At 71.5% G+C, this 21,633-nt stretch carries 21 protein-coding genes; 5 read left to right on the forward strand and 16 right to left on the reverse strand.

What is annotated here, in order from left to right:
- Positions 1-36 precede the first annotated feature (36 nt).
- The 11 genes from QM517_RS10115 to QM517_RS10165 all read right to left on the reverse strand — a co-directional run bounded on the left by QM517_RS10115 (position 37) and on the right by QM517_RS10165 (position 12,090).
- On the reverse strand, positions 37-1,602 hold the full coding sequence (locus tag QM517_RS10115) for a GMC oxidoreductase (RefSeq protein WP_283287131.1): 1,566 nt from the start codon (positions 1,600-1,602) through the stop codon (positions 37-39).
- Positions 1,603-1,635: 33 nt separating this feature from the next.
- Complete coding sequence (locus QM517_RS10120) at positions 1,636-3,135, reverse strand: MDR family MFS transporter (RefSeq protein WP_283287133.1); 1,500 nt, start codon at positions 3,133-3,135, stop codon at positions 1,636-1,638.
- 130 nt (positions 3,136-3,265) lie between these two features.
- Positions 3,266-4,042: an SDR family NAD(P)-dependent oxidoreductase gene (locus QM517_RS10125; RefSeq protein WP_283287135.1), complete on the reverse strand. Its 777-nt coding sequence runs from the start codon at positions 4,040-4,042 to the stop codon at positions 3,266-3,268.
- Positions 4,039-5,040 carry a fumarylacetoacetate hydrolase family protein gene (locus tag QM517_RS10130; RefSeq protein ID WP_283287137.1) on the reverse strand — a complete coding sequence of 334 codons (1,002 nt, stop codon included), beginning with the start codon at positions 5,038-5,040 and terminating at the stop codon, positions 4,039-4,041. The genes QM517_RS10125 and QM517_RS10130 overlap by 4 nt, the downstream gene beginning before the upstream one ends.
- Positions 5,037-6,047 carry an amidohydrolase family protein gene (locus QM517_RS10135; protein WP_077051224.1) on the reverse strand — a complete coding sequence of 337 codons (1,011 nt, stop codon included), beginning with the start codon at positions 6,045-6,047 and terminating at the stop codon, positions 5,037-5,039. Before QM517_RS10135 ends, QM517_RS10130 begins: the two co-directional genes overlap by 4 nt.
- Entirely contained in the window at positions 6,044-7,177 is a 1,134-nt protein-coding gene (locus QM517_RS10140) for an FAD-dependent monooxygenase (protein ID WP_283287139.1), read from the reverse strand. The genes QM517_RS10135 and QM517_RS10140 overlap by 4 nt, the downstream gene beginning before the upstream one ends.
- Before the next feature lie 36 nt (positions 7,178-7,213).
- A complete protein-coding gene (locus QM517_RS10145) occupies positions 7,214-8,206 on the reverse strand; it encodes a cyclase family protein (protein ID WP_283287141.1) in 993 nt (330 codons plus the stop codon).
- Positions 8,203-9,150, reverse strand: a complete 948-nt coding sequence (locus QM517_RS10150) for a fumarylacetoacetate hydrolase family protein (RefSeq protein ID WP_283287143.1) — start codon at positions 9,148-9,150, stop codon at positions 8,203-8,205. Before QM517_RS10150 ends, QM517_RS10145 begins: the two co-directional genes overlap by 4 nt.
- A gap of 34 nt (positions 9,151-9,184) precedes the next feature.
- Positions 9,185-10,201, reverse strand: a complete 1,017-nt coding sequence (locus QM517_RS10155) for a VOC family protein (protein ID WP_283287144.1) — start codon at positions 10,199-10,201, stop codon at positions 9,185-9,187.
- Positions 10,202-10,306: 105 nt separating this feature from the next.
- Positions 10,307-11,047 (reverse strand): hypothetical protein, encoded by a 741-nt coding sequence (locus tag QM517_RS10160; RefSeq protein ID WP_283287147.1) that lies wholly within the window; start codon positions 11,045-11,047, stop codon positions 10,307-10,309.
- Complete coding sequence (locus QM517_RS10165; protein WP_283287149.1) at positions 11,044-12,090, reverse strand: Gfo/Idh/MocA family protein; 1,047 nt, start codon at positions 12,088-12,090, stop codon at positions 11,044-11,046. The genes QM517_RS10160 and QM517_RS10165 overlap by 4 nt, the downstream gene beginning before the upstream one ends.
- 110 nt (positions 12,091-12,200) lie before the next feature.
- Here QM517_RS10165 and QM517_RS10170 point away from each other — a divergent pair, with 110 nt between their 5' ends.
- From QM517_RS10170 to QM517_RS10190, 5 genes are all read left to right on the forward strand, one after another.
- Complete coding sequence (locus tag QM517_RS10170; RefSeq protein WP_283287151.1) at positions 12,201-13,475, forward strand: ROK family protein; 1,275 nt, start codon at positions 12,201-12,203, stop codon at positions 13,473-13,475.
- A 43-nt stretch (positions 13,476-13,518) separates the two neighbouring features.
- On the forward strand, positions 13,519-13,932 hold the full coding sequence (locus QM517_RS10175; RefSeq protein ID WP_283287152.1) for a hypothetical protein: 414 nt from the start codon (positions 13,519-13,521) through the stop codon (positions 13,930-13,932).
- On the forward strand, positions 13,929-14,921 hold the full coding sequence (locus tag QM517_RS10180) for a hypothetical protein (RefSeq protein WP_283287154.1): 993 nt from the start codon (positions 13,929-13,931) through the stop codon (positions 14,919-14,921). The genes QM517_RS10175 and QM517_RS10180 overlap by 4 nt, the downstream gene beginning before the upstream one ends.
- 85 nt (positions 14,922-15,006) lie before the next feature.
- Positions 15,007-15,966 (forward strand): sugar phosphate isomerase/epimerase family protein, encoded by a 960-nt coding sequence (locus QM517_RS10185; protein WP_283287156.1) that lies wholly within the window; start codon positions 15,007-15,009, stop codon positions 15,964-15,966.
- Complete coding sequence (locus tag QM517_RS10190; protein WP_283287158.1) at positions 15,963-16,934, forward strand: sugar phosphate isomerase/epimerase family protein; 972 nt, start codon at positions 15,963-15,965, stop codon at positions 16,932-16,934. Before QM517_RS10185 ends, QM517_RS10190 begins: the two co-directional genes overlap by 4 nt.
- Positions 16,935-17,016: 82 nt before the next feature.
- Here the strand turns inward: QM517_RS10190 and QM517_RS10195 are convergent, their stop codons facing one another.
- From QM517_RS10195 to QM517_RS10215, 5 genes are all read right to left on the reverse strand, one after another.
- Positions 17,017-18,003 carry a Gfo/Idh/MocA family protein gene (locus QM517_RS10195; RefSeq protein WP_283287160.1) on the reverse strand — a complete coding sequence of 329 codons (987 nt, stop codon included), beginning with the start codon at positions 18,001-18,003 and terminating at the stop codon, positions 17,017-17,019.
- A 138-nt stretch (positions 18,004-18,141) separates the two neighbouring features.
- Positions 18,142-19,005 (reverse strand): ThuA domain-containing protein, encoded by an 864-nt coding sequence (locus QM517_RS10200; protein WP_283287161.1) that lies wholly within the window; start codon positions 19,003-19,005, stop codon positions 18,142-18,144.
- A 3-nt stretch (positions 19,006-19,008) separates the two neighbouring features.
- Positions 19,009-20,013, reverse strand: a complete 1,005-nt coding sequence (locus QM517_RS10205) for a sugar phosphate isomerase/epimerase family protein (RefSeq protein WP_077051411.1) — start codon at positions 20,011-20,013, stop codon at positions 19,009-19,011.
- An 11-nt stretch (positions 20,014-20,024) separates the two neighbouring features.
- Complete coding sequence (locus QM517_RS10210) at positions 20,025-21,215, reverse strand: Gfo/Idh/MocA family protein (protein WP_283287165.1); 1,191 nt, start codon at positions 21,213-21,215, stop codon at positions 20,025-20,027.
- Positions 21,212-21,628, reverse strand: coding sequence for a C-glycoside deglycosidase beta subunit domain-containing protein (locus QM517_RS10215; RefSeq protein WP_077051210.1), 417 nt, complete (start codon positions 21,626-21,628; stop codon positions 21,212-21,214). The genes QM517_RS10210 and QM517_RS10215 overlap by 4 nt, the downstream gene beginning before the upstream one ends.
- Between the last annotated feature and the right edge of the window lie 5 nt (positions 21,629-21,633).

Consider the following 21,633-nt stretch of genomic DNA (forward strand, 5'->3'; position numbering starts at 1 on the left):
TGGCAGAGAAGCGACAAATCCTGGCGACTCACGCGTTCAGGCGAGCTCCTCCGCCAGGCGACGGGCACCGCGGACGGCGATCGCGACGCTCGTGAGCGTCGGGTTCATCGTGTTCGCCGTGGGGATGAGGCCGTTGCCGCCGACGAACAGGTTCTCGAACCCCCACACGTGGGAGTACGGGTCGGCGACCGAGGTTGCGGGCTCGGTGCCGGCGCGCATCGTCCCCATGAAGTGGAGGCTCGAGCCGTTCGGCAACAGCCGCGGCTCGGCGGTGAACGAGCCGAGCGCCGCGCCCGCGCGCCGCAGCCGCTCGGTCGCCTCGGCGATCTCGGCATCCTCCCGCTCGGTCAACGCGTACTCGATCGTGAAGTTCGGCAGCCCGCGGTAGTCGAGCTCGTCGTCGCTGAAGGTCGCGCCGTCCTCGACGCGCGGGAACTTCCGCACGCCGAAGCCCATGTTGATGTACCCCCAGCGGTTCCCCGCGGCGGGGTGCGCGGGGTCGAGCGGGAACGGCGGGGTCTCGGCGTACATGATCTGCGCCGAATACGGGTGGTCGGGCTCGGAGAACGGGATGCGGTTGACTGCCGCGACCGGGTCGGCGGGGTTCAGCGCGCGCCGGTCGAGCTCGGCCTGCAGCTCGGCGTCGGACACGAGCTCGCTCATCCGCTCACCGTCGAGCACGACGGTGCCGATGACGACGTGGTGCTCCGTGAGGTAGCGGCCGAGGGGAGCCGGACGGATGCCGGAAGCCCACAGCAGCTGCGGCGAGCGGAACGCGTCGGCGGCGACGACGACGGCATCCGCCGGGACGAACGCCTCCTCGTGCGTGCGCAGGTCCTCCACCACGACGCCCCGCACGCGCGCATCGTCGTGCTCGATGCGCCGCACGAGCGAGAGGTCGCGCAGCTCGAACCGCCCCGCGGTGTCGGTGCCCGGCTCGATGAGCGGCCCCAGGACCGTATCGGTCCCGGCCCACCGCATCGTGCCGTCGGGCTGCGGATCGCCGGCGACCGGCAGCGTGCTCACGCCGTAGCCCTCGGGGAGCTCGGCCCCGAACTCGCGGTCGAGGAGCGTACGGATCGCGGCGCCCACGGGCGAGTCCGAGAACGCCGCGCTCTGCTTGTGCAGCAGGTCCTCGGCGGTCGAGATGAGGTCTTCCCACTCGTCGTCGGGGATGAAGTCCAGCTTCTCGCTGAACGCCGGACGCGGGATCGCGCAGGTCCAGTGGGCGCCCTGACCCCCGACGTTGGTGGCGGCGGCCGCCGCCGGGAAGCTCGGGGCGTGCGCCGACCCTTCGCCGCCGAAGTCCAGCAGGTGCGTCCCCTGGCGCGCCGTGAACATGCCCTCCACGATCGTGCCGGACGGGATGCCGAGCGAGTCGCGGAACTCCCCCGCCTGCGGCCCCTGCGACCTCTCGCGGGCGCGGGCCTTCTCGTCGGGGTCGGCGATGTTGCGCACGCTCTCCCCCGGGCGCTCGGTGACCTGCGGTCCGGCTTCGAACATGATCACGCGCGCCTGCGGAAGCGACTCCAGCAGCACCCGCGCGTAGGCGGCGCCGATGGGTCCGCTGCCGACGACGGCGATCGTGGGGGTGTCGGACATGGTCTCTCCTTCGAGATCAGGCGGGCTGAGAGATCAGACGGGCTGGCGTTCGGCGTCGGTCACGGCATCGAGGGGTGCGGGCGCCTCGTCGGACAGGCGCCCGCCGGGGAGCAGCAGTGCGAAGACGATGCCGCAGGCGTAGACGAGCGCGAGACCGGCGAACACCGGAGCGAAGGTGTCATGGTAGATCACGGCGACGGCGTCCTGAACCTCGGGGGACGCGGCGCGGACCACCGCGGGAGTGAGGGTGTCGGCATCCAGACCGACCGGGAGGGACGCGGCGACACCGAAGCCGACCACGCCGCCGACGATCGCCGTGCCGACGGCCGACCCCACCTGGCGCACGAGGTTGGTGGTGGCGGTGACGGCTCCGAGGTCGGAGCGGGCGGCCGCGCTCTGCACGACGGCGAAGATGAGGTTCGTGAACGAGCCGGTGCCGATGCCGACCGCGGCCATCACGACCATGGGCACCCACAGCGGCGCCCCCGCCGGGAGCGCGGCCATGGTCGCCAGTCCCGCGGCCCCGAGCACCGTGCCGAAGACGGGGTAGAAGCGGTAGCGGCCCGAGCGGCTGACCAACCACCCGGTGAGCAGGTTGCTGACGAGCATGCCGAGCACGGTCGCGATCGGCACGAGACCCGACACGGTCGCGGTCGTGCGATAGGCCATCTGGATGTACGTCGGCACGTACGCGACGACGGCGAAGAGGCCAGCGCCGACGATGAGCGAGAGACCGAGGCAGGCGAGGATCGTGCGGTTGCGCAGGATGCGGGGCGGCAGGATCGGCTCGACCGCCCGTCGTTCGATGGCGACGAGGGCCAGGATGCCGACGACCGCCGCCGCCGTGCACGCGAGCGCCGCCGGGCGCAGGGCGTCGTCGCCGATCCAGGTCACGGCGAGCACGAGCGCGACGAGCGTGCCGGTGAAGACGATCGAGCCGGGGATGTCGAAGCGGGGGTGGGCGCCACCGGGGAGACGGGGCACGGCGACCAGGGCGAGCGCGAAGGCCGCGAGACCCACCGGGATGTTGATCCAGAACACCCACGACCAGCCCCAGAAGTCGGTGATGAGTCCGCCGACGACGGGTCCGACGACGATCGCGACCGGGAAGGCGGTGCCGATCACGGCCATGTAGCGGGGACGCTGGCGGGGGCTCGTGACGCGGGCGATGATCGTCTGCGACATCAGCTGGAGCCCCGCGGAGCCGAGGCCCTGGACGACGCGCGCGGCGATCAGCCAGCCGAGGTCGGGGGCGAAGCCGCACGCGAGCGAGGCGACGAGGAACAGGCCGAGCGACACGAGGAAGACGCTGCGCGGCCCGACGACGTCGCCGAGCTTGCCGAGCACGGGCAGCATCACGGTGGCGGCGAGGGTGTAGCCGACCATGATCCAGCTCATGTGCTCGAGCGCGCCGAGGTCACCGGCGATCGTGGCGAGCGAGGTGGAGACCACCGTGTGGTCGAGGGCGCCGAGGAACGACACCGCGAGAAGCGCGACGACGAGGATGCGCACGCGCGCGGGGGAGAGAGTCATACGTGGGGCGCCCGTACGACCGGGCGATCGACGCGACCGTATGTGCCGCTCCGGCTCCCTCACCGGGCGAACGGACCCGCGGGGCCCCGACGTCGGAGCCATCATACCCGACTTATGTCGATTTTCAACATTAGCGGAGGGCGTCGGAGAGCACCGACGCCGCCCCCGACAGGGCCTGCCCGCCGTCGACACCGATCTCCGCTCCCGTGAGGAACGCCGCGGCATCCGAGAGCAGGAAGGCGACGATCTCGGCGACCTCGACCGCCTCGCCGACACGGTGCAGCGGAATGATCGCGGTGCTCGCCTCGGCGAACGCGGGCGGCGCCGACGCCGTCATCGGAGTGCGGATGAAGCCCGGATGCACCAGATTCACCCGGATGCCGCGGGGCCCGAGCTCCGTGACGCTCGCGTGCGTAAGCCCGCGCAACGCCCACTTGCTCGCGGTGTACGCGGCCGTGTAATGCCCCGTGAGTCCCGCGACCGAGCCGATGTTGACGATCGAGGAGCCGGCATCCATGAGCGGGAGGAGCGCTTGGATGCCGAGCATCGCGCCGGTGACGTTGACGGCGAACACGCGGTCCCAGTCGGCGCGGGCGAGCTCTCCGATGCGCGCGCGGTGCGTGATGCCGGCGTTGTTCACCAGCCCCCGCACGCGCCGTCCGTCGAGCGACGCGGCGAGTGCGGCCCAGTCCTCCTCGCGGGCGACGTCGAGGCGTCGGTAGGCGAGCGATCCCCGCAAGGGCGCCGCGCGCTCGCGCAGCTCGGGGGCGTCGTCGGCCAGGTCCACCGCGACGACATCCGCTCCGAGCGAGGTCAGCGTCAGCGCTTCCTCCGCCCCCTGGCCGCCTCCGGCACCCGTCACCACGAACAGGTGATCGGCGATGCCCGGCAGACGCAGATCGGTCATCGCCCGGCCGGGGATCCCGCGACATCGGTGCGGTACCGCGCCCGCGAACGCTCCCGCGCCCGCGGCACGGGCGGTGCGGCGACCCGCTCTCCCACGACGTTGACGATCTCGCCGACGCCCTCGATGACCATGCGCACCTCGTCGCCGGGTTCGAGAGGCCGCGGGTCGAGCGCACCGCGGCGCCCCCACAGCTCGCCCAGGCATCCGCCGTGGCCCACCGTGCCCGACCCGAGCACGTCGCCCGGCACGACGACGGAGTTCCGCGCGGCGTACATCACCAGCTCGGGGAACGGCCAGCCCATGTTCGCCACGAGGTCGTCGCCGATGAGCTCGCCGTTGATGAACAGCTCCGCCCGCACGGCGAGGAAACCGTCGGCGTCGAGGTACGGCTCGAGCTCGTCGGCCGTGACGATCCACGGCCCGAGCGTCATCGCGAAATCCTTGCCCTTGGCAGGGCCCAGCCGCACCTTCATCTCGCGCGACTGCAGGTCACGCGCCGACCAGTCGTTCATCACGGTGTAGCCGAAGATGTGGGCGGCCGCGCTCGCGGCATCCAGGTTCTCCCCGTCCGAACCGGGCATGCCGCCGATGACCGCGGCCAGCTCGAGCTCGACGTCGAGCCGCTGCGTCTCGGGGATCGCCACGACGTCGCGGGTCGCCCGGACCGTATGCGGGTTGGTGAAGTAGAAGGTCGGGGCCTCGTACCACTCGGGCACGACCTCGCTCTTGCCGTCGACCGACGCGCTCACCCCCTCGACGTGCTCCTCGAACGCGACGAAGTCACGGATCGACGCCGGCACGAGCGGGGCGAGCAGACGCACGTCGGCCAGGGGCCGCGCCGCCGCGAGGTCACGTCGTCCGAACAGCGCCGAAGCCCGGTCGAGCCCCTGCGCGAGCACCTCGGCGACACGCAGCCCGTCGGGGAACGGGATCACCGCCGCACCGTCGACGAACCCCTCGCCGATGTCGGCGCCGTCGACCCACCGCGCGATCCTCACGCGTGCACCCGCGTGCGTAGCAGCGCCTCGGCGTTGCCCCCGAGGATCGCCGTCGCCTCGGCGTCGGCGAGCCCGGCCCCGCGGACGAACCCGACGGGGTCGTCGAGCCCCATGTCGAACGGGAAGTCGCTGCCGAGGAGCACCCGGTCGGCTCCCGCGACCTCGACGAGCCACCGCAGGGCGCGCTCGTCGTGCACGACCGTGTCGAACCACAGCTTCGCGAGGTAGGTCGAGGGCGCGTGCGCGCACCCGTGCGCCTCGGGCCGCACCTTCCACGCGCGGTCGGAGCGGCCGATCGCGGTGGGCAGGTACCCGCCGCCGTGCGCCGCCACCAGACGGAGGCCCGGATGCCGGTCGAGCACACCCGCGAAGATGAGGTGCGAGAGCGCGACGGCGTTCTCGGTGGGCTGGCCGACCGTGTTCGAGAGGTAGAACCGGTCGAGGCGCTCGTCGAGCGAGCAGCCGAACGGGTGCAGGAACACCACCGCCCGCAGCTCCGCGGCGCGCGCCCAGAACGGCTCCAACCGGTCGTCGCTCAGCTCGACGTCGCCGGCGAAGGAGGAGATCTCCACGCCCGCGAGCCCGCGCCCGAGCACCGCGTCGTCGAGCGCGTCGACCACGAGCTGCGGGTGCTGCAGCGGCACGGTGCCGAGACCCACGAGACGATCCGGAGCCTGGGCGACGTGCTCGGCGATGAGCCGGTTGGCTTCGCCGGTCGTCCACGTCGCGAGACCCTCGTTCGCCCACGGGTAGAAGTGGTTCGGCGACGGGCTGACCCACTGCCGGTCGACGCCCTGCGCGTCCATCGCGGCCAGACGTGCCTCGACGGAGGTCAGGCGCGGGAACCGCTCGCCGATCATGCGCCCCGACGCCTGTAGGCTCGCGAGCCCGTTGCGGCGCAGCTCGAGATCGGCCGCGGCCTGCACCTCCTCGGGCACCCGCCGCTCGACCTCGGCGTGCAGGCCCGGCATGAGCAGGTGGGCGTGGACGTCGACGACCTCGCTCATGCGGGCACCGAGGTGATCTGCGCGACGCGGAACATCAGGCCGCTCGCGTCCGCATCGCGGACGCCGTCGAGCTGCCACTGGGCGAGCTGCGCCGACGCGTCGACGATCGCCTCGGCCCGCGCCACACGACGCTCGTGGAACGCGTCCCACAGCGCCTGGTCGACGGCATCCCTGTCGATGAGGAGTTCCGTCAGTACCGCGGCGTCCTCGAGTCCCTGCGCGGCGCCCTGCGCGATGGTCGGCGGGCAGCTGTGCGCGGCGTCGCCGATGACGACGACGCGGCCGCGGTTCCAGGGCGCCTCGACGAGGTGTCGGGTGAACCAGGTGTAGTTGGCATCCGCCCCGGCTTCGATGTCGGCGCGGATGGAGTTCCACGGACCGTCGTACGCGCGCGACTGCTCGACCATGATCCGGCGAGCCTCCTCGGGGGAGGCGCCGGAGCGGTCTTCGGCCTTCTCGACCAGGAACGCGTACATCGTGTCGGCACCGGTGGGCGTGTACCCGGCGATGTACACCGGACCGCCGTAATACAGCTCGGTGCGGTCGACCCCCTCGGGAAGCGACACGAACGTGCGCCAGATGCCCATGCCGTTGCGCTCCGGAGACACGTGGATGCCGACGAGCTCGCGCACCGTCGAGTGCAGGCCGTCCGCGCCGATGACCAGGTCGTAGCTTCCCGCCGGCGCACCGTCGACCTCGAGGTCGACCGCGTCGCCGGACGGCGTGAGACCGGTGACCCGCCGGCCGAAGTGCACGCGGGCGCCGTGCTCCTCCACGGCGGCGAGGAGGATGCGGGCCAGGTCGGGTCGCGACAGCCCCATGGCCGAGGGGTAGTCTGCACCGCCCGTCTTGAGATCGGGGAGCGCTGCGACGATCGGGGCCCCGGGCCCCGGCGCGCGCAGGTTCAGGCCCTCGAACGCGTTGCCGGCCGCGGCGATCTCGTCCCACACCCCGAGCGCGTCGAACACGCGCAGGGCGTTCCCCTGCAGCGTGATGCCCGACCCCCGGGTGGGCAGCGACGGTTGCGCGTCGAAGACGTCGACCTCGACGCCCGCGCGGGCGAGGAAGATGGCGGATGCCAGGCCCGCGACGCCGGCTCCGGCGATCGCGACTTTCTGAACGGCGGTCATGTCAGAACCTCTCTGTTCTTTCCACGGGGATCAGGTTTACAGCAGGGCCACGGGATTCACCGGCGACCCGACGGCGCCGGTGATGGGGAGCGGCGGCGCGGAGAGCAGGAACTCCCAGCGCCCCGCCGACGCGCACGCCTCGGCGAGCGCGTCGAGGTTCCACATCTCGCCGATCGTGAGCCCGAGATTGGGGATCACGACCTGGTGGAGGGGCTGGAAGGCGGGCACGTCGAACTCGTTCGGCCGCACCTCGAACCCCCAGGTGTCGGTGGCGATGGCGGCGATCTCGGTGCGGTGCAGCCACCCGGCGGTCGTGAGCGACAGCCCCGGCGCGGGGCCGCCGGCGTAGTCGCCCCACCCCTCGCGCGTGACGCGGGCGAACTGCCCGGTGCGCACGAGCACGATGTCGCCGCGACCGACGGTGACGCCCTCGGCGGCCGCGCACGCGTCGAGGTCGGCGGCCGTGATGGCGTACCCGTCGGCGAGCTCACCGCTCTCGGGCGCGAGGTGCCGGCCGACGTCGAGCAGCACGCCGCGCGACACGATGACGTCGGCCGCGTGCTCGATGCCGGTGACGAGGTCGCCGTCGCTCGTGACGACGTCGCCCGCCCGGCGCCCGTTCCACGCGAACCCGTGGTCGAAGATGTGCCCGAGGCCGTCCCACTGGGTCGAGCACTGCAGGGGCATCGCGATGACGTCGTCGGCGCCGCCGATGCCGTGCGGGAAGCCCTGGTTGCCGCGCTCGGCATCCGTTCCCGTGTCGGTCATCGTGTGCACGGGGTTGGTCCGGCGGCGCCAGCCCTTCTGCGGTCCGTCGGTGTCGAAGCGCTGCGAGAGCGAGATGGAGCGCCCCTCGCGCACGAGCGCGGCGGCCTCGCGACGCTTCGCGGCGTCGATGAAGTTGAGCGTGCCGAGCACGTCGTCCTCGCCCCACCGCCCCCAATTCCGGTGGGCCTCGGCGCGCGCGGCGATCTCCGCCTCGGGGTTCTGCCGGTCGAGGTCGGCCGGATCCTCCGACGGCGCGCTCACGCGTTCTCCTCCGCGACGCACCGCACGACCTGCGTGCCGAGCGCGCCGATGGTCCCCGTCATGACGTCGCCGTCGCGGAGGAACCTCTTCCAGTGCTGACCGTTTCCGGCGGGACTGCCGGTGAGCAGCAGGTCGCCGGGGAGCAGCGGGTGGGTCTGGGACGCCGCGGACACCAGCGCGGGGACGTCGAACAGGAGGTCGGAGGTCGAGGCATCCTGCATGACCTGTCCGTTGAGCTCGAGCCGCACCGGGGTGTCGGCGGGGTCGACGAACCGGGCGGGCACGAGGAGCGGACCCGTCGGCAGGAACCCGGGCGCGTTCTTCGCCCGGTACCAGTCGGTGCCGATCTCCTTCATGTCCTTGCGGAAGACGAGGTCGCGCGTGGTGATGTCGTTGACGATCGTGTAGCCGGCGACGTGGTCGAGCGCCTCGTCGCGCGAGACGCGGAACGCCTCGCGCCCGATGACGACGGCGAGCTCCAGCTCCCAGTCGTGCACGTCGCTGGAGGCCGGCAGCACGAGCGGCACGTCGTCGCCGACGACGCACGCCGTGAGCCCGATGAAGAAGTAGGGCTCGCCGGTGCGGGCGCGCTCGTCCATCATGTCGGCCGCGAAGGCGCGGGCCTCCTCCGGCGTGCGGTCGGTGTTCTGCGTCAGGCCCGCCGCCACCAGCTCGATCACGTGCTGGCGGTAGTTGGCGCCGGTCTGCAGCACCTGCCGCGGCTCGACGGGCGCGGTGAGGGTGACATCCGACAGCGGATGCCACTCCCCCGGCGCCGCAGCGAGAGCTTCGAGGCGATCCCAGTCGGGGTCGGCGAGGAACGCGTTCAGGCCACCGCCGAGCTCGTCGTCGGCGAGCGCGCGGATGCGGTCGCCGGCGACGAGGCCGACGTGCACGGCATCCCCGTCACGGAAGCGCGCGAGGGCGAAAGGTGCGGTGGTCATGGTGGTGCTCACTCTCCCCGACCGGGATCGACGTTCAGCCCCGGCCCTGGACGGCGTAGGGGTTCAGCAGGGCGTCCTTGATCTCGTCGGGCACGCCCTCTTCGGTGGCGCTGGGGCCGTCGGCGGGCGGGAACGACTCGGTCATCGACATGGGCATGGCGCCGTTGCGGTACAGGTTGTTCGAGCCCTGCGACGGCTTCCAGGTGTTCGCCTCCCAGTCGGGGACGTAGTTGCGGTAGCCGCCGGTGTTGAGCTCGATGCGCAGCGTCGAGGGCTCGCGGTAGTAGAGGAACGTCTGCTCGCCGATGCCGTGGATGTTGGGGCCGTACTCGATCGGGATGCCGTTCTCCATGAGGGTGTCGGCGGCGATGAGCAGCTCTTCGCGGGTGTCGACCCAGAAGGCGTAGTGGTTGATGCGGCCGGCGCGGGTCGAGCCGTCGAGGACGACGCCGAGGTCGTGCGACTTCTCGTTCGTGGTCAGCACCGAGAACACCGAGATGGGCGCCTCGTCGAGGACGGTGCGCGCCATGAAGCGGAAGCCGAGGGTGTCGACGTACCACTGCACGAACGCGTCGACGTCAGAGGTCGCGACGGTGACGTGGTCGAGCTGGCGGGGAGCGCCCGCGACCGAACTGCGCTTCTCGGGACGGTCGGGGAAGATCGACGCGGTGTGGGGCTCGGCACGGTGACGCTCGACGTCCCAGTGCAGCGTCATGTTGTGGCCGAACGGGCCGGTGAAGCGGTAGGCGCGGCCGATGCCGCGGCCGTCGAACCACTCGCCCTGGATGCCGGTCGCCTCGACGCGCCTGGCCGCCTCTTCGAGGGCCTCGGCCGACGAGGTGCGCCAGGCCATGGTCTCGAGCGCGGGCTCCGCGCCGCGGACCACCACGACGGAGTAGGAGTAGTAGTCGCCCCAGCAGCGCAGGTAGACGCGGTCGTCCTCGCGCGCGACTTCGGTCAGACCCACCTGGTTGACGTAGAAGTCCACCGAGGCATCGACATCGGGCGTCGTGATCGCAACGAAGGACAGGTGCGAGAGAAGCTTGATCATCTTCGATCCTTTCGGTGAATCGGGCCGTTCCGACTCTTCTTCCACTATCCGACCGAAGTCGATATCAGGGAAGCCGATCCTGTGGATGCCGAGTATCGACCCGGTTTATTCCACCCCGAGGATGCCGTCGTCGTGGGCCAGCTCGTCGAGGTCACCGGGCCGCACGTCGGTGGCGACGGCATCCCGGAGCCTCCGGAGAGCCACGCGCTCGGCCGCCTCGCGTCTCGGAGCCGCGATGCGCCGGCCCTCGAGGTCGTCGATCTCGACGTGGATCGTCGCCGCCGCAGAGTCGGTCCGCACCTCCACGCGCCGCGGTCCGAGCGCGATCGCCGTCAGCGCGTCGCCCACCCCCGCGCCACCGAGCGCCCGGGTCACGCTGACCCCGATCCGCCCGCGGGCGAGGGCGAGGACGTCGGCCGTCGGCGTCGCGGCGTGCGCGACGACCTCGAGCGGCCCGCCGGCGAGCACGCGCGCCCAGCCGACGGCGTCCCTCAGCACCACCGCCGCTTCGGACGGCGCTCCCCACGCATCGACCACGACATGCGCCGCGGGCACCGGGGCGACCGTCGCGACGACATCGGCCCGCAGCCGGCGCCGGGCCACCACCACGGGCACACCCAGCACCCGAAGCCGCTCGTGGGCGGCGGCCGGCGCGGGCTGCGGTTCGTCCACCACCACCCCGAGGGCGTCGGTGAGCCGCTCCACACGGTCCCACCACGCGCCGCGACCGTCGACGACCCGCAGGACGCCGGCCTCATCGGCATCCGCGAGCCGCACGAGGGGCGCGAGTTCGGCCACGGCCGACCGGTAGGCGGCCAGGTCGGTCCCCACCGCCATCGCGCTCACGCGGCCACCCCCGCCCGCACGGCCGCGGCGGCGCCGTCGGCCACGGCGATGACGAACGCGGCATCCGCGCGCAGCTCGTCGTACTCCATCGCCGTCTCGCCCCGCAGCAGGGCCGCGAGCGCGCGCCACTCCGCGTCGTACCCGTCGCGCCGGTCGATCGGATACGCGGTCTGGATGCCGCGCCCGTCGCGGACCGTGGTGCGGGCGCTGCCCGCGTGCACGAACGGGGGCGGGAACTCGACGTCGATGCGCGCGCCGTCGGTCGCGACGTTCACCCGCCACAGCGAGTCCGCCCCGTCGGGCCCCATCACCGCGGTGAAACGCACGATCGCATCGGGCGAACGGAGGGCGAGGTCGAACCCGATCGGAGCGACCGGTCGCGCCCACACGACCTCGGTGGCATCCGGGACGAGATCGCGCACGAGCGGCAGATCGTGCACGGCCAGCCCGACGACCAGCTGCCGGACGATCCGCGCGCTCAGCTCGCGGTCGTCGGGGTCGATGGGCGGGCGAGCGGGCCCCGGTGCCGCGGGAAGGGGCGCGCCCGTGACGAGCTCGTGATACCTCCCGTTGGGCGCGAGCGACAGCGTCACCGACACCGACCGCACGCGATCGCGCGTGGCGTGCAGGTGGTGAGTGGCCCGCGACCACGCCGGGTCGAACAGGTGATTCGTGCCCACCACCAGGAGGGCGCCGGCGTCGGCGCACTCGGCGACGATCCGCTCCGCGTCTTCGAGGGTCGTCGCGAGCGGCTTCTCGCAGAAGATGGCGCGGCGCCCCGCGGCAAGGCTCGCGCGCACGTGCGCGGCGTGCTGCTCGGGCGGGCTGCACACGGCGACGACCTCGACCTCGGCGTCGGCCAGCAGCGCTTCCACGCCGGTCGAGGAGCGTGCGCCGAAGCGCTCGGCGATCACGGCGGCGCGCTCGCTGCCGCCGTCGCTGACGTGCACGAGGCGGAAGTCGCCCGCGGTCCGCGCCAGCGTCGGCGCGTGCAATGCCGCCACCCCGGGACCGGCCCCGATGATGCCCACTCCCCAGGTCATGTCGCTCCTTCGCGGCCACTTCAGTACGAATAGCACCGAAGTTCGAGACTAATGAACCATAGATGACGCGAAACCGGGAGCGGGAGGCCGCCCTTGTGTGAAGATCGAGCATGGCCAACGTCTCCACGCTCCGCTTCGGCGCACAGACCGACGAGGTCACGAGCCTGCTGCGGATCGTCAACATGGTCCGACTCGGCGAGGCGGTGACGCGTCCCGAGATCGGTCGCGTCACGGGACTCGGCCGCGGCGTCGTGACGCAGCGGGTCGATCGCGCCGTCGAGATGGGCTTCCTCGAGGACGCCGAGTACGCCCCCTCCTCGGGCGGGCGGGCTCCGCGCACGCTGCGCTTCCGCTCCGAGCGCGGACGGATCGTCGTGTGCGCGCTCGGCGGACTGCACATCCACGTGGGCGTCACCGACCTCGACGGCGAGATCCGCGCCGAGGCGCACCGGGTGTGGGACATCGCCAGCGGCCCCGACGAGACCCTCGCAGTCGCGACGTCGATGGTCGACGAACTCCTCGAGAGCGACGGGAACCCCGCGGTCTGGGCCGTGGTCGTGGGCCTCCCGGGCCCGGTCGACTTCGAGACCGGCCGGCCGGTCGCCCCGCCGATCATGCCCGGGTGGAACAACTTCGACGTCCGCTCGCGCTTCGAGGAGCGCTACTCGGCGCCGGTCTGGGTCGACAACGACGTGAACATCCTCGCCGCCGGGGAGCGCGCGCGTCGGCGCGAGGACAACCCCGACCTCATCTACTGCAAGGTCGGCACCGGCATCGGCGCGGGGCTCGTGTCGCACGGGCGCCTGCACCGCGGCGCTAACGGCGCCGCCGGTGACATGGGCCACGTCCGGGTTCCGGGGGCGGAGCAGCAGTGCCGGTGCGGGAAGATCGGATGCCTCGAAGCCGTCGCCGGCGGCTGGGCCCTCGTGCGCGACGCGCGCGAGGCTGTCGCGGCCGGGGGCACGGGTGCGATCGCGGACATCCTCGCCTCGGGCACCGAACTCGCCCCCGAAGACATCTCGAAGGCCGCCGAGCGGGGCGACGCGCTCGCGATCTCGCTCATCCAGGCCTCCGCGCGGCAGATCGGCGAAGCGGTCGCCGCTCTCGTGAACATGTTCAATCCGAGCGTCATCGTCATCGGCGGAGCCGTGGCGGCCGCGGGCGAGCTGTTCCTCGCCGAGGTGCGCCACCGGGTCTACGAGCTCTCCCTGCCGCTCGCCACGCGGGACCTGTCGATCGTGACCAGCGTCAACGACGCCCGCGAGCCGTTGCGCGGCGGGGTGGACCTCGCACGAGAGCAGCTGTTCGAGGCGGTGTTCCCGCGATGGTTCGCCGAGGGTCGCCCGACGCTCGCGGCGATCCGCGGCGCGGCGATCCCCGCCTGACACTTCTTCCTATTTGCGACATTAGTCGGTAGATTCGGGACCTATGATCCTGACCGCGCTGCGCGACGATGCGCTGCACACCCTCCCCGACGGGTACGTCCTCCGCCTCTCCCTTCCCTGGATCCGCTCCCTGCCCCTCGCCGGTCTCGTCGACCCCGAGGTGCGCATCGACGGGCGATCCGCCCGCGCGACCGTGGAGCTCGGCGACCGCCGCGTCGACCCCGCCGACCTCTCGGCCGAGCCGCTGTGGTGGCACGTGCAGGACCGCGTCGCCCTCCGCGTGACGGATGCCGCGAGCCCTGGCATCCACGAGGTGTCGGTGTCGTTCCGGCTGGAGGTGCCGTACCTCGACGGCGGGCCCGACGGCCCCCTCCGTCTGCCCTTCTTCTTCACCCGCGAGCTGGACACCGAGACGCCGACGACGGGTGTCTCGCGAGACGTCGGGAGCCGCGTATGAGCGGGCTGCCGGCGGGCTGGACGCTGTCGGCGAGCGCGTTCAACCTCACGCCCGAGGTCGTGCGCGCCGAACGCACGGCCCCGGATCTCGCGGTCGCCCTGGTCGAACGGGGGCTCGCGTCCGCGATCGAGGTGGAGCTCGGGCAACTGTGGCGCGGCTACCCGGCGGCCACGCTCGCCGAGGCGCACGACCTGCGCGATCGCCTCGACGCGGTAGGCGGGCGAGTGAGCATCGTCGGCGTGAGCATCGACGAGTGGGACGGTCACCGCCGCCGCACCGACGACGAGCGCCTCGCCTTCCTCGAGCCGCAGCTGCGCACCTCCGCGGCGCTCGGCGCGCAGGGCGTGCGCCTCCCGATCGGCCAGGCGGGCGCGGTGCTCAAGCGCGCGCTGCCCCTGCTGGAGGAACTCGACCTCGTGCTGTACGAGGAGGCGCAGGGGCACCAGACGCCGGCCGCGTCGCCCGAGGCCTACGCGCGGATCGCCGAGATCGACAGCCCCCACGTGCGCCTGCTGCTCGACATCAGCATGCTCATGCCGGCGCTCCCCGTGACGTACCTTGAAGCGCTGTCCCGCGGTGGCGTCGACCCGGCGCTCGTGACGCTGCTCCGGGACCACTGGCGCGAGCCCGGAACCCACGGCGCGGTCGTCGACCACCTGCGGTCGGGCCGAGTGCCGGGACCGGTGCACACGCTGTACATGAACCTGCTCGTGCGGTTCGGGCGCTCGGACGTCTCGGACGTGGCATCCGTTCTGCCCCTCATCGGCGGAGTGCACCTGAAGTTCTGGGACCTCGACGACGCCGACCACCGACTTTCCGACCCCCTTCGCGACGTGGGCGCCGCCCTCGCCGCGACGGGCTACACCGGCACGCTCTGCAGCGAGTGGGGCGGCCAGGAGTGGCTCGACGACGACCCGTGGGAGATGACCTCGCGTCACCTCGCACGGGCCGCCGCTCTCCTCTCCGACCGTCCATCCCCTCACGCGTGAGTCGCCAGAATGTGTCGCCCGGAGCCCGCTCGCAGCGACACATATTGGCACCTCAGGCGCTCGCGCATCAGAACAAGGAGCACCCATGACCGACCGCCCCATCAAGTGGAGCTACATGGACCACTGGCGGGCCCAAGGACCCGCCGGACCCTACGACCAGTGGCAGTCGAAGCTGGCGATGAAGCGATTCCTCCAGCAGGTCGCCGCCGTCGGATTTGACGCGATCGACACGTTCGACTTCCGGATCTGGCAGATCTTCGAGCAGTACGGGTCCGTCGCCAACTACCAGGAGTTCGTGCAGGAGCAGGGCCTCGAACGGATCGTCAACACGTTCCACGGGGTCTACTACTCCCCCGACCGCTACGCCCCCGAGGTGCCCGCGACCCACGCCACGATCCTGGAGGACTTCCAGCGGACGCTGGACATGTGGTCCGGCATCCAGCTCGACAACATCATCGTGATGCCCGGGTCCCGCTACTTCGACGAGGCCGGCGTGCCCGACGACGGGCTGAAGCACGCGGCCGACATCTGGGGGAAGGTGGGCGAACTCACGCAGCAGTACGGCGTCAACCTCACCTGCCACCACGAGTTCTACGCCGGCATCCGCACGCGCGACCAGATCGACCGCTTCTACTCCTACGCCGACCCGCGCTACGTGAAGTTCTTCGTCGACACCGCGCAGCACTGCATCGCCGACGTCGACCCGGTCGATGTGTACGAGACGCACCACGCGCGCGTGACCGGTTTCCACTTCAAGGACACCCGCCACAAGGACGTCAACGACGACTACCGGATGTTCCCGGATGCCGAGGTATCGGCGAAGACGACCGAGAAATGGTTCTACGAGATGGGCACCGCTGAGGGGCTCGTCGACCTCGAGGCGATGATGCGCTCGGTGCGCGACAACGGCTACACCGGCTGGATCAGCGTCGAACACGACAAGGCCGACAAGCTCGGCGGCGACTACGCCGAGAGCACCGCGATCTCGCGCTGGTACGCCAAGAACGTGCTGGACGGCATCTACAACGAGGAGGTCGCGCGATGAGCGACGTGCGCTGGGCCTACGCCGTCAACCAATGGGACACGAACATCGACTCGTTCGTCCGCAAGCGCGAGCACGAGCGGGCGTTCAAGACCGTGTCGATCAGCGGCTTCTCGGGCATCGAGCTCACCGCCGTGAGCTTCGGCGCGTGGGAGCCGCTCGGGACGCCCCAGCAGATCGCCGACCTCTACGGCTCGCTCGAGGCGTTCCGCGAGGTGCTGTCCGCGTGCGCGCTCGACGCCGTGAGCAGCTACGTGTACGACCCCTCCGTCGGCTTCGAGGTCGAGATGGGCCGGGGCCCCGACCCGCTGGATCCGGCGTCGGTCGGCGAGATCACCCGCACCGCACGCTGGTTCGCGGATGCCGTCCGCCGCCTCGGCGGGAGCGTGCTGGTCGTGCGCGCCGCCCCCTCGGCGTGGCAGACGGGGCCCCTCTCCGACGAGCAGATCGGTGTGCTCGCCGACCTGTGGAACACGGTCGGCTCGGCCGTTGCCGAGGATGGCATCGCCCTCGGTCTGCACGTCGACTTCCTCTCGGCGCTGCGCCTGGGGGATGGCATCCATCGCCTGCTCGCCGCCACGGACCCGACCAGGGTCGGTCTCGCGATCGACACCGCCGAATACGCGATCGCGGGGATCGATCCGGTCGCGCTGTACCGGCGGTACGCCGACCGGGTCGTCCACGTGCAGCTGAAGGACGCCCGCGAGACGGTCGACGACGCCGAGGCGTCGACGCCGCACGCCGAGCAGTTCGTCCGCACCGAGGGCGGCCCGCGCAAGATCCTGCGGTGGTTCTACGAGCCGAGCGACGAGCGCGCGCTGGTCGACTTCGAGGCTTTCGTCGGCGCCCTGGCCGAGCACGGCTACCGCGGCTGGATCGTGGTGGAGTCCGACCAGAGCCCTCACCCGGCCGAGAGCACGATGGTCGCGGGCTGGTACGTGCAGAAGGTGCTGCGCCCTCTGCTGGGCTGAGGTTCCGCCCTTCGCGTGAGTCGCCAGGATTTGTCGCCTCGGCATGCCGAGAAGCGACAAATCCTGGCGACTCACGCGCTCGTCAGCGCGGGAGCAACCTGGCCGCGCGGTAGATCTGGTCCACGACGCGCATCGTGCCGACGGCGCGGCGGGCGTCGAGGATGCTGTCCGCGCCGGTGGTCAGCACGTCGCGCAGGTGCTCCAGCTGCCGGGCGTAGCTGTTCTCGGCGGGGTCGACCGCGACCTCGCGCAGCACCGTGCCGTCGGGGGTCGTCACGCGGAGGGTCGCGCCCCACTGCGGCACGATGACGCTCGTCGCACGCAGCGTGGCCGCGACCCCGAAGACCCGCACCTCCATCGCCCCGGCGTCGTCGCCGAGGAACGACGCCCGGACCGCGGCCGGGATGCCACCGGGCAACAGCAGTTCGGCGTCGGTCTGCAGGTCGATGCGGGGGTCGACGTCGTACGTCCGCATCGACGCCGAGACGACCTCGGGCTCACCCCACGCCGCCCGGAGCAGATCGACCGCGTAGCAGCCGACGTCCATCACGGCGCCGCCGGCGAGGTCGCCGTCGAGGCGGATGTTGCCGGGCTTCACGACGAAGTGCGGGATGCTGAAGTCCACCTCCACGCGCCGCACGTCGCCGAGGACCCCCGACCCGATCGTGGCGAGGAGCTCCGCGATGAACGGATGCAGGCGGTAGTGGAAGCCGACGAACGCGCGTCGGCCGTTGGCATCCGCCGTGTCCGCGATGGCCGCGGCGGTCGTCCCGTTCGCCGACAGGGGCTTCTCGCACAGCACGTGCTTCCCGGCCTCGAGCGCCCGCGTCGCCCACTCGGCGTGGACGATCGGCGGTAACGCGAGGTAGACGAGATCGACCCGGGGATCCGACAGCACCGCGTCGTAGTCGCCCCACGCGGGGAGGTCGAGCCGGTCGGCGAACGCACGCGCCCGCTCCGGATCCCGCGCGCCGATGGCCACGACCTCGACACCGTCGACGGTCCGCGACGGCTCGACCATCGCGCGTTCCGCGATGCCGCCCGCCCCCAGGATGCCGATCCCGATCATGCCTCTCCCTCACTCATAAACGCGATCCACGCGCATAAACACGGTGTGCTCGCGTTTCTGGGCGCGAATCGCGTTTATGCGTGACACGGCCGCAGCCCGGACGCCGGCCCGCCCCGCCCCGCCCGCCCCGCCCGCGCCTCACCCCTCGCCGTTGTAGTACGGCCAGGGGTTGATGCGGCGGTCGCCGCGGCGGTCGGGGCCGGTGAGCGTGACTTCGCCGGTCGCGGCCCACTCGACGCCGCGCGGGAACATCCGGATGAACTCGATGCGCCGGAACGTGTCGATGTCGTGCCCGATCGTGATCGTGAACGACCGGCCCGCGCCGTACTCGTTGATCCATGCGAGCGGCTGGTCGGTGTTGATCCCGGGCAGCGCCGCGATGCCCTCCGGCGGGATGTCGACGGGGTAGTGCGACATCGGCCACACGGGTGCCTTCTCGTACGCCTCGAGGTCGTCGAACGTCGTCAGCAGCACCTGGGCGCCCTCGTACATCTGCACACCGACGAGGATGTCGTCACCGGTGACGGTCCAGGTCTCGTTGATGCCCTCGGTGATGGGATGCCGGGGCTCGGCGGTCCGCAGCAGGGCTTCGCCCCACGGGCGGGGGCGCAGCCCCGTCTCCCACGCGCTGAGCTTGGCTCCGCGCATGACGTTGTACTCCTCGGGGTAGCCCCAGCGGTCCTCCTGGGCGGCGGAGCCGTGGAACCACACGATGCCCTTGCCCTCGTCGTGCACGAAGCGCAGGATCGCGGCATCCGTCTCGGCCCCGAACCCGGTCGCGATGTCGTGGTAACCGTCGCGGCCCTCGAACACGACGATCAGCACGTCGTACTTGTCGATGACGCTCGCCGGCAGCCCGCGCGGGTCCTCGACGACCCGCACGTGGAAGCGCCCGGTGTCCTCCAGGAGCGTCGTGATCCACTGGTTGTGCAGGCGGAAGCTGCGGTGGGCGTTGTCGTGCTCGACGGTCATGTGCCCCGAGAGGATCAGCACGTTCAGCACGGCTCAGTCCTTTCGCGAGAACGCGGCGTCGAACAACTGGTGGGGCGGGGTGATCTCACCGAGCTTGCGGACGAAGGCGAGCGCTTCGGGGCCGCCGACGAGCCGGTCCATGCCGGCGTCCTCCCACTCCACGCTCGTCGGACCGTCGTAGCCGATCGCGTTCAGCGCGCGGAACAGCGGCTCCCACGGCACGGCGCCGTGCCCGGTGGAGACGAACGTCCAGCCGCGCCGCGGGTTGTCCCACGAGAGGTGCGAGCCGAGCACGCCGTTGCGGCCGTCGAGGTTCGTGACCGACTCCTTGCAGTGCACATGGAAGATGTGCTCGGCGTAGTCGAGGACGAAGGCGACCGAGTCCAGCTGCTGCCAGACGAAGTGCGACGGGTCGAAGTTGAAGCCGAAGCTCTTCCGGTGGCCGATCGCCTCCAGCGTCTTCTTCGCGGTCCAGTAGTCGTACGCGATCTCGGACGGGTGCACCTCGAGCGCGAAACGCACCCCGACCTCTTCGAACACGTCGAGGATCGGATGCCACCGGTCGGCGAAGTCGCGGTATCCCGCGTCGATCATCGCTTCGGATGCCGGCGGGAACATGGCGACGTACTTCCAGATGCTCGACCCCGTGAAGCCGGTCACCGTCGAGACCCCGAGCTTCGCGGCGAAGCGCGCCGTGTTCTTGAGGTCTTCCGCGGCGCGCTGCCGCACGCCCTCGGCATCCCCGTCGCCCCACACGCGCGACGGCACGATGTCGTGGTGCCGCTCGTCGATGGGGTCGTCGCACACGGCCTGGCCGACGAGGTGGTTCGCGATGGTCCAGACCTTCAGTCCGTGGCGCTCGAGGATGTCGAGACGCGACTGGACGTAGTCGGCGTCGTCCCAGCGCGAGACGTCGATGTGGTCGCCCCAGCAGGCGATCTCGAGGCCGTCGTAGCCCCACTCGCCCGCGAGACGCGCGACCTCTTCGAAGGGCAGGTCGGCCCACTGGCCGGTGAACAGGGTGATCGGGCGTGCCATGACGAAACCTTTCACGAGACCGGAACGGGGGATGCCACGCTCGTCCACGCGGCGGCTGCGGCGGAGCTGCGCTCGACCGCGTCGAGCACCTGCTGGACGCGGAGTCCCTCGGCGAACGAGGGGTGCGGGTCGGTCCCGCTGTCGATCGCGTCAACCAGGTCGACCACCTGGTGGGTGAAGCCGTGCTCGTAGCCGAGCAGGTGACCGGCCGGCCACCACGCGGCGACGTACGGGTGCACGGCCTCGGTCACGAGGATCTGGGTGAAGCCCTGGCGTCCCTCGGGTGCCGTGCGGTCGTAGAACCGCAGGCTGTTGAGGTCTTCCAGGTCGAACGCGAGCGCCCCGCGGTCGCCGGACACTTCGATCGTGAGCGCGTTCTTGCGGCCCGTGGCGAACCGCGTCGCCTCGAACGACGCCAACGCACCGTTGGACAGCCGGCCGGTGAAGATCGCGGCGTCGTCGACCGTGACGTCGCCGACGCCCTCCCCGGCCGAGCCCGAGAGCCCCGACCCGGCCGCCTGCAGCGGACGCTGCTTCACGATCGTCTCGAGCGTGCCGGTGACGCTGTCGATGTCGAGCCCCGTGACGAACCGGGTCATGTCGATGATGTGCGCGCCGATGTCACCGAGCGCCCCCGACCCGGCATGCTCCTTCTGCAGACGCCAGGCGAGCGGCATCCCGGGGTCGACGAGCCAGTCCTGCCGGTACGCCGCGCGCACCTGCTGCACCGCTCCCACCGCCCCCTCGGCGATCATGTCGCGCAGCAGCGTCACCGCCGGGACCCGCCGGTACGTGAACCCCACCATCGACCGGATGCCGCGCGCCCGCGCCCGCTCCGCCGCCTCGGCCATCGCCTCGGCCTCGGCCACGGTGTTCGCCAGCGGCTTCTCGCACAGGACGTGCTTGCCGGCCTCGAGCGCCGCGATCGCGATCTCGGCGTGGGAGTCGCCCGGAGTCACGATGTCGACGATGTCGATGTCGTCCCGGGCGATCACCTCGCGCCAGTCGGTGGCCGATTCCGCCCAGCCCCACTTCGCGGCGGCGGATGCCACGGCATCCGCGTTCCGACCGACGACGACGGTCATCTCCACCGGGCGCGTCAGATCGAAGACGTGCGGCGCCTGCCGCCACCCGACCGAATGCGCCGCCCCCATGAAGCCGTAGCCGATCATCGCCACGCGCAGGGGCCGGGCGGATGTCATGCCAGCACCAGCTCGCGCTCGACCGGCACGCGGTTCGTGACGTAGCGGCCGGGGCCGCCGTCGACGCCCGGCATGATCTGCATGTAGAGCAGACGCATCGTCAGCACCACCTCGACGGTGATCGTCTCGCCCGCCGCGGGCGGCGTGTCGAGGTGGATCCGCACGTCAGGGCGGTCGGCGACGAACCACAGGGTGTCGGACTGCTCCGGCAGCTCCTCGACGCGGTACTCGCGACCCTCGAGGACGAACCGGAGGTCTTCCGTGGGGATCGCGACGCCGTTCACGGTGGCGGCGACGCCGTCGACCGCCGACAGCCAGAGGCTGCGGTACCACGGCAGCTGTACCGAGACGGCGAGCCCGTCGTCGGTGCGACGAACGTCTTTCTCGGCGAAGAGCGAGTTGTGGGTGGCCACGGGGA

This window comes from Microbacterium sp. IEGM 1404 (genome assembly GCF_030056775.1).
GTDB lineage: Bacteria > Actinomycetota > Actinomycetes > Actinomycetales > Microbacteriaceae > Microbacterium.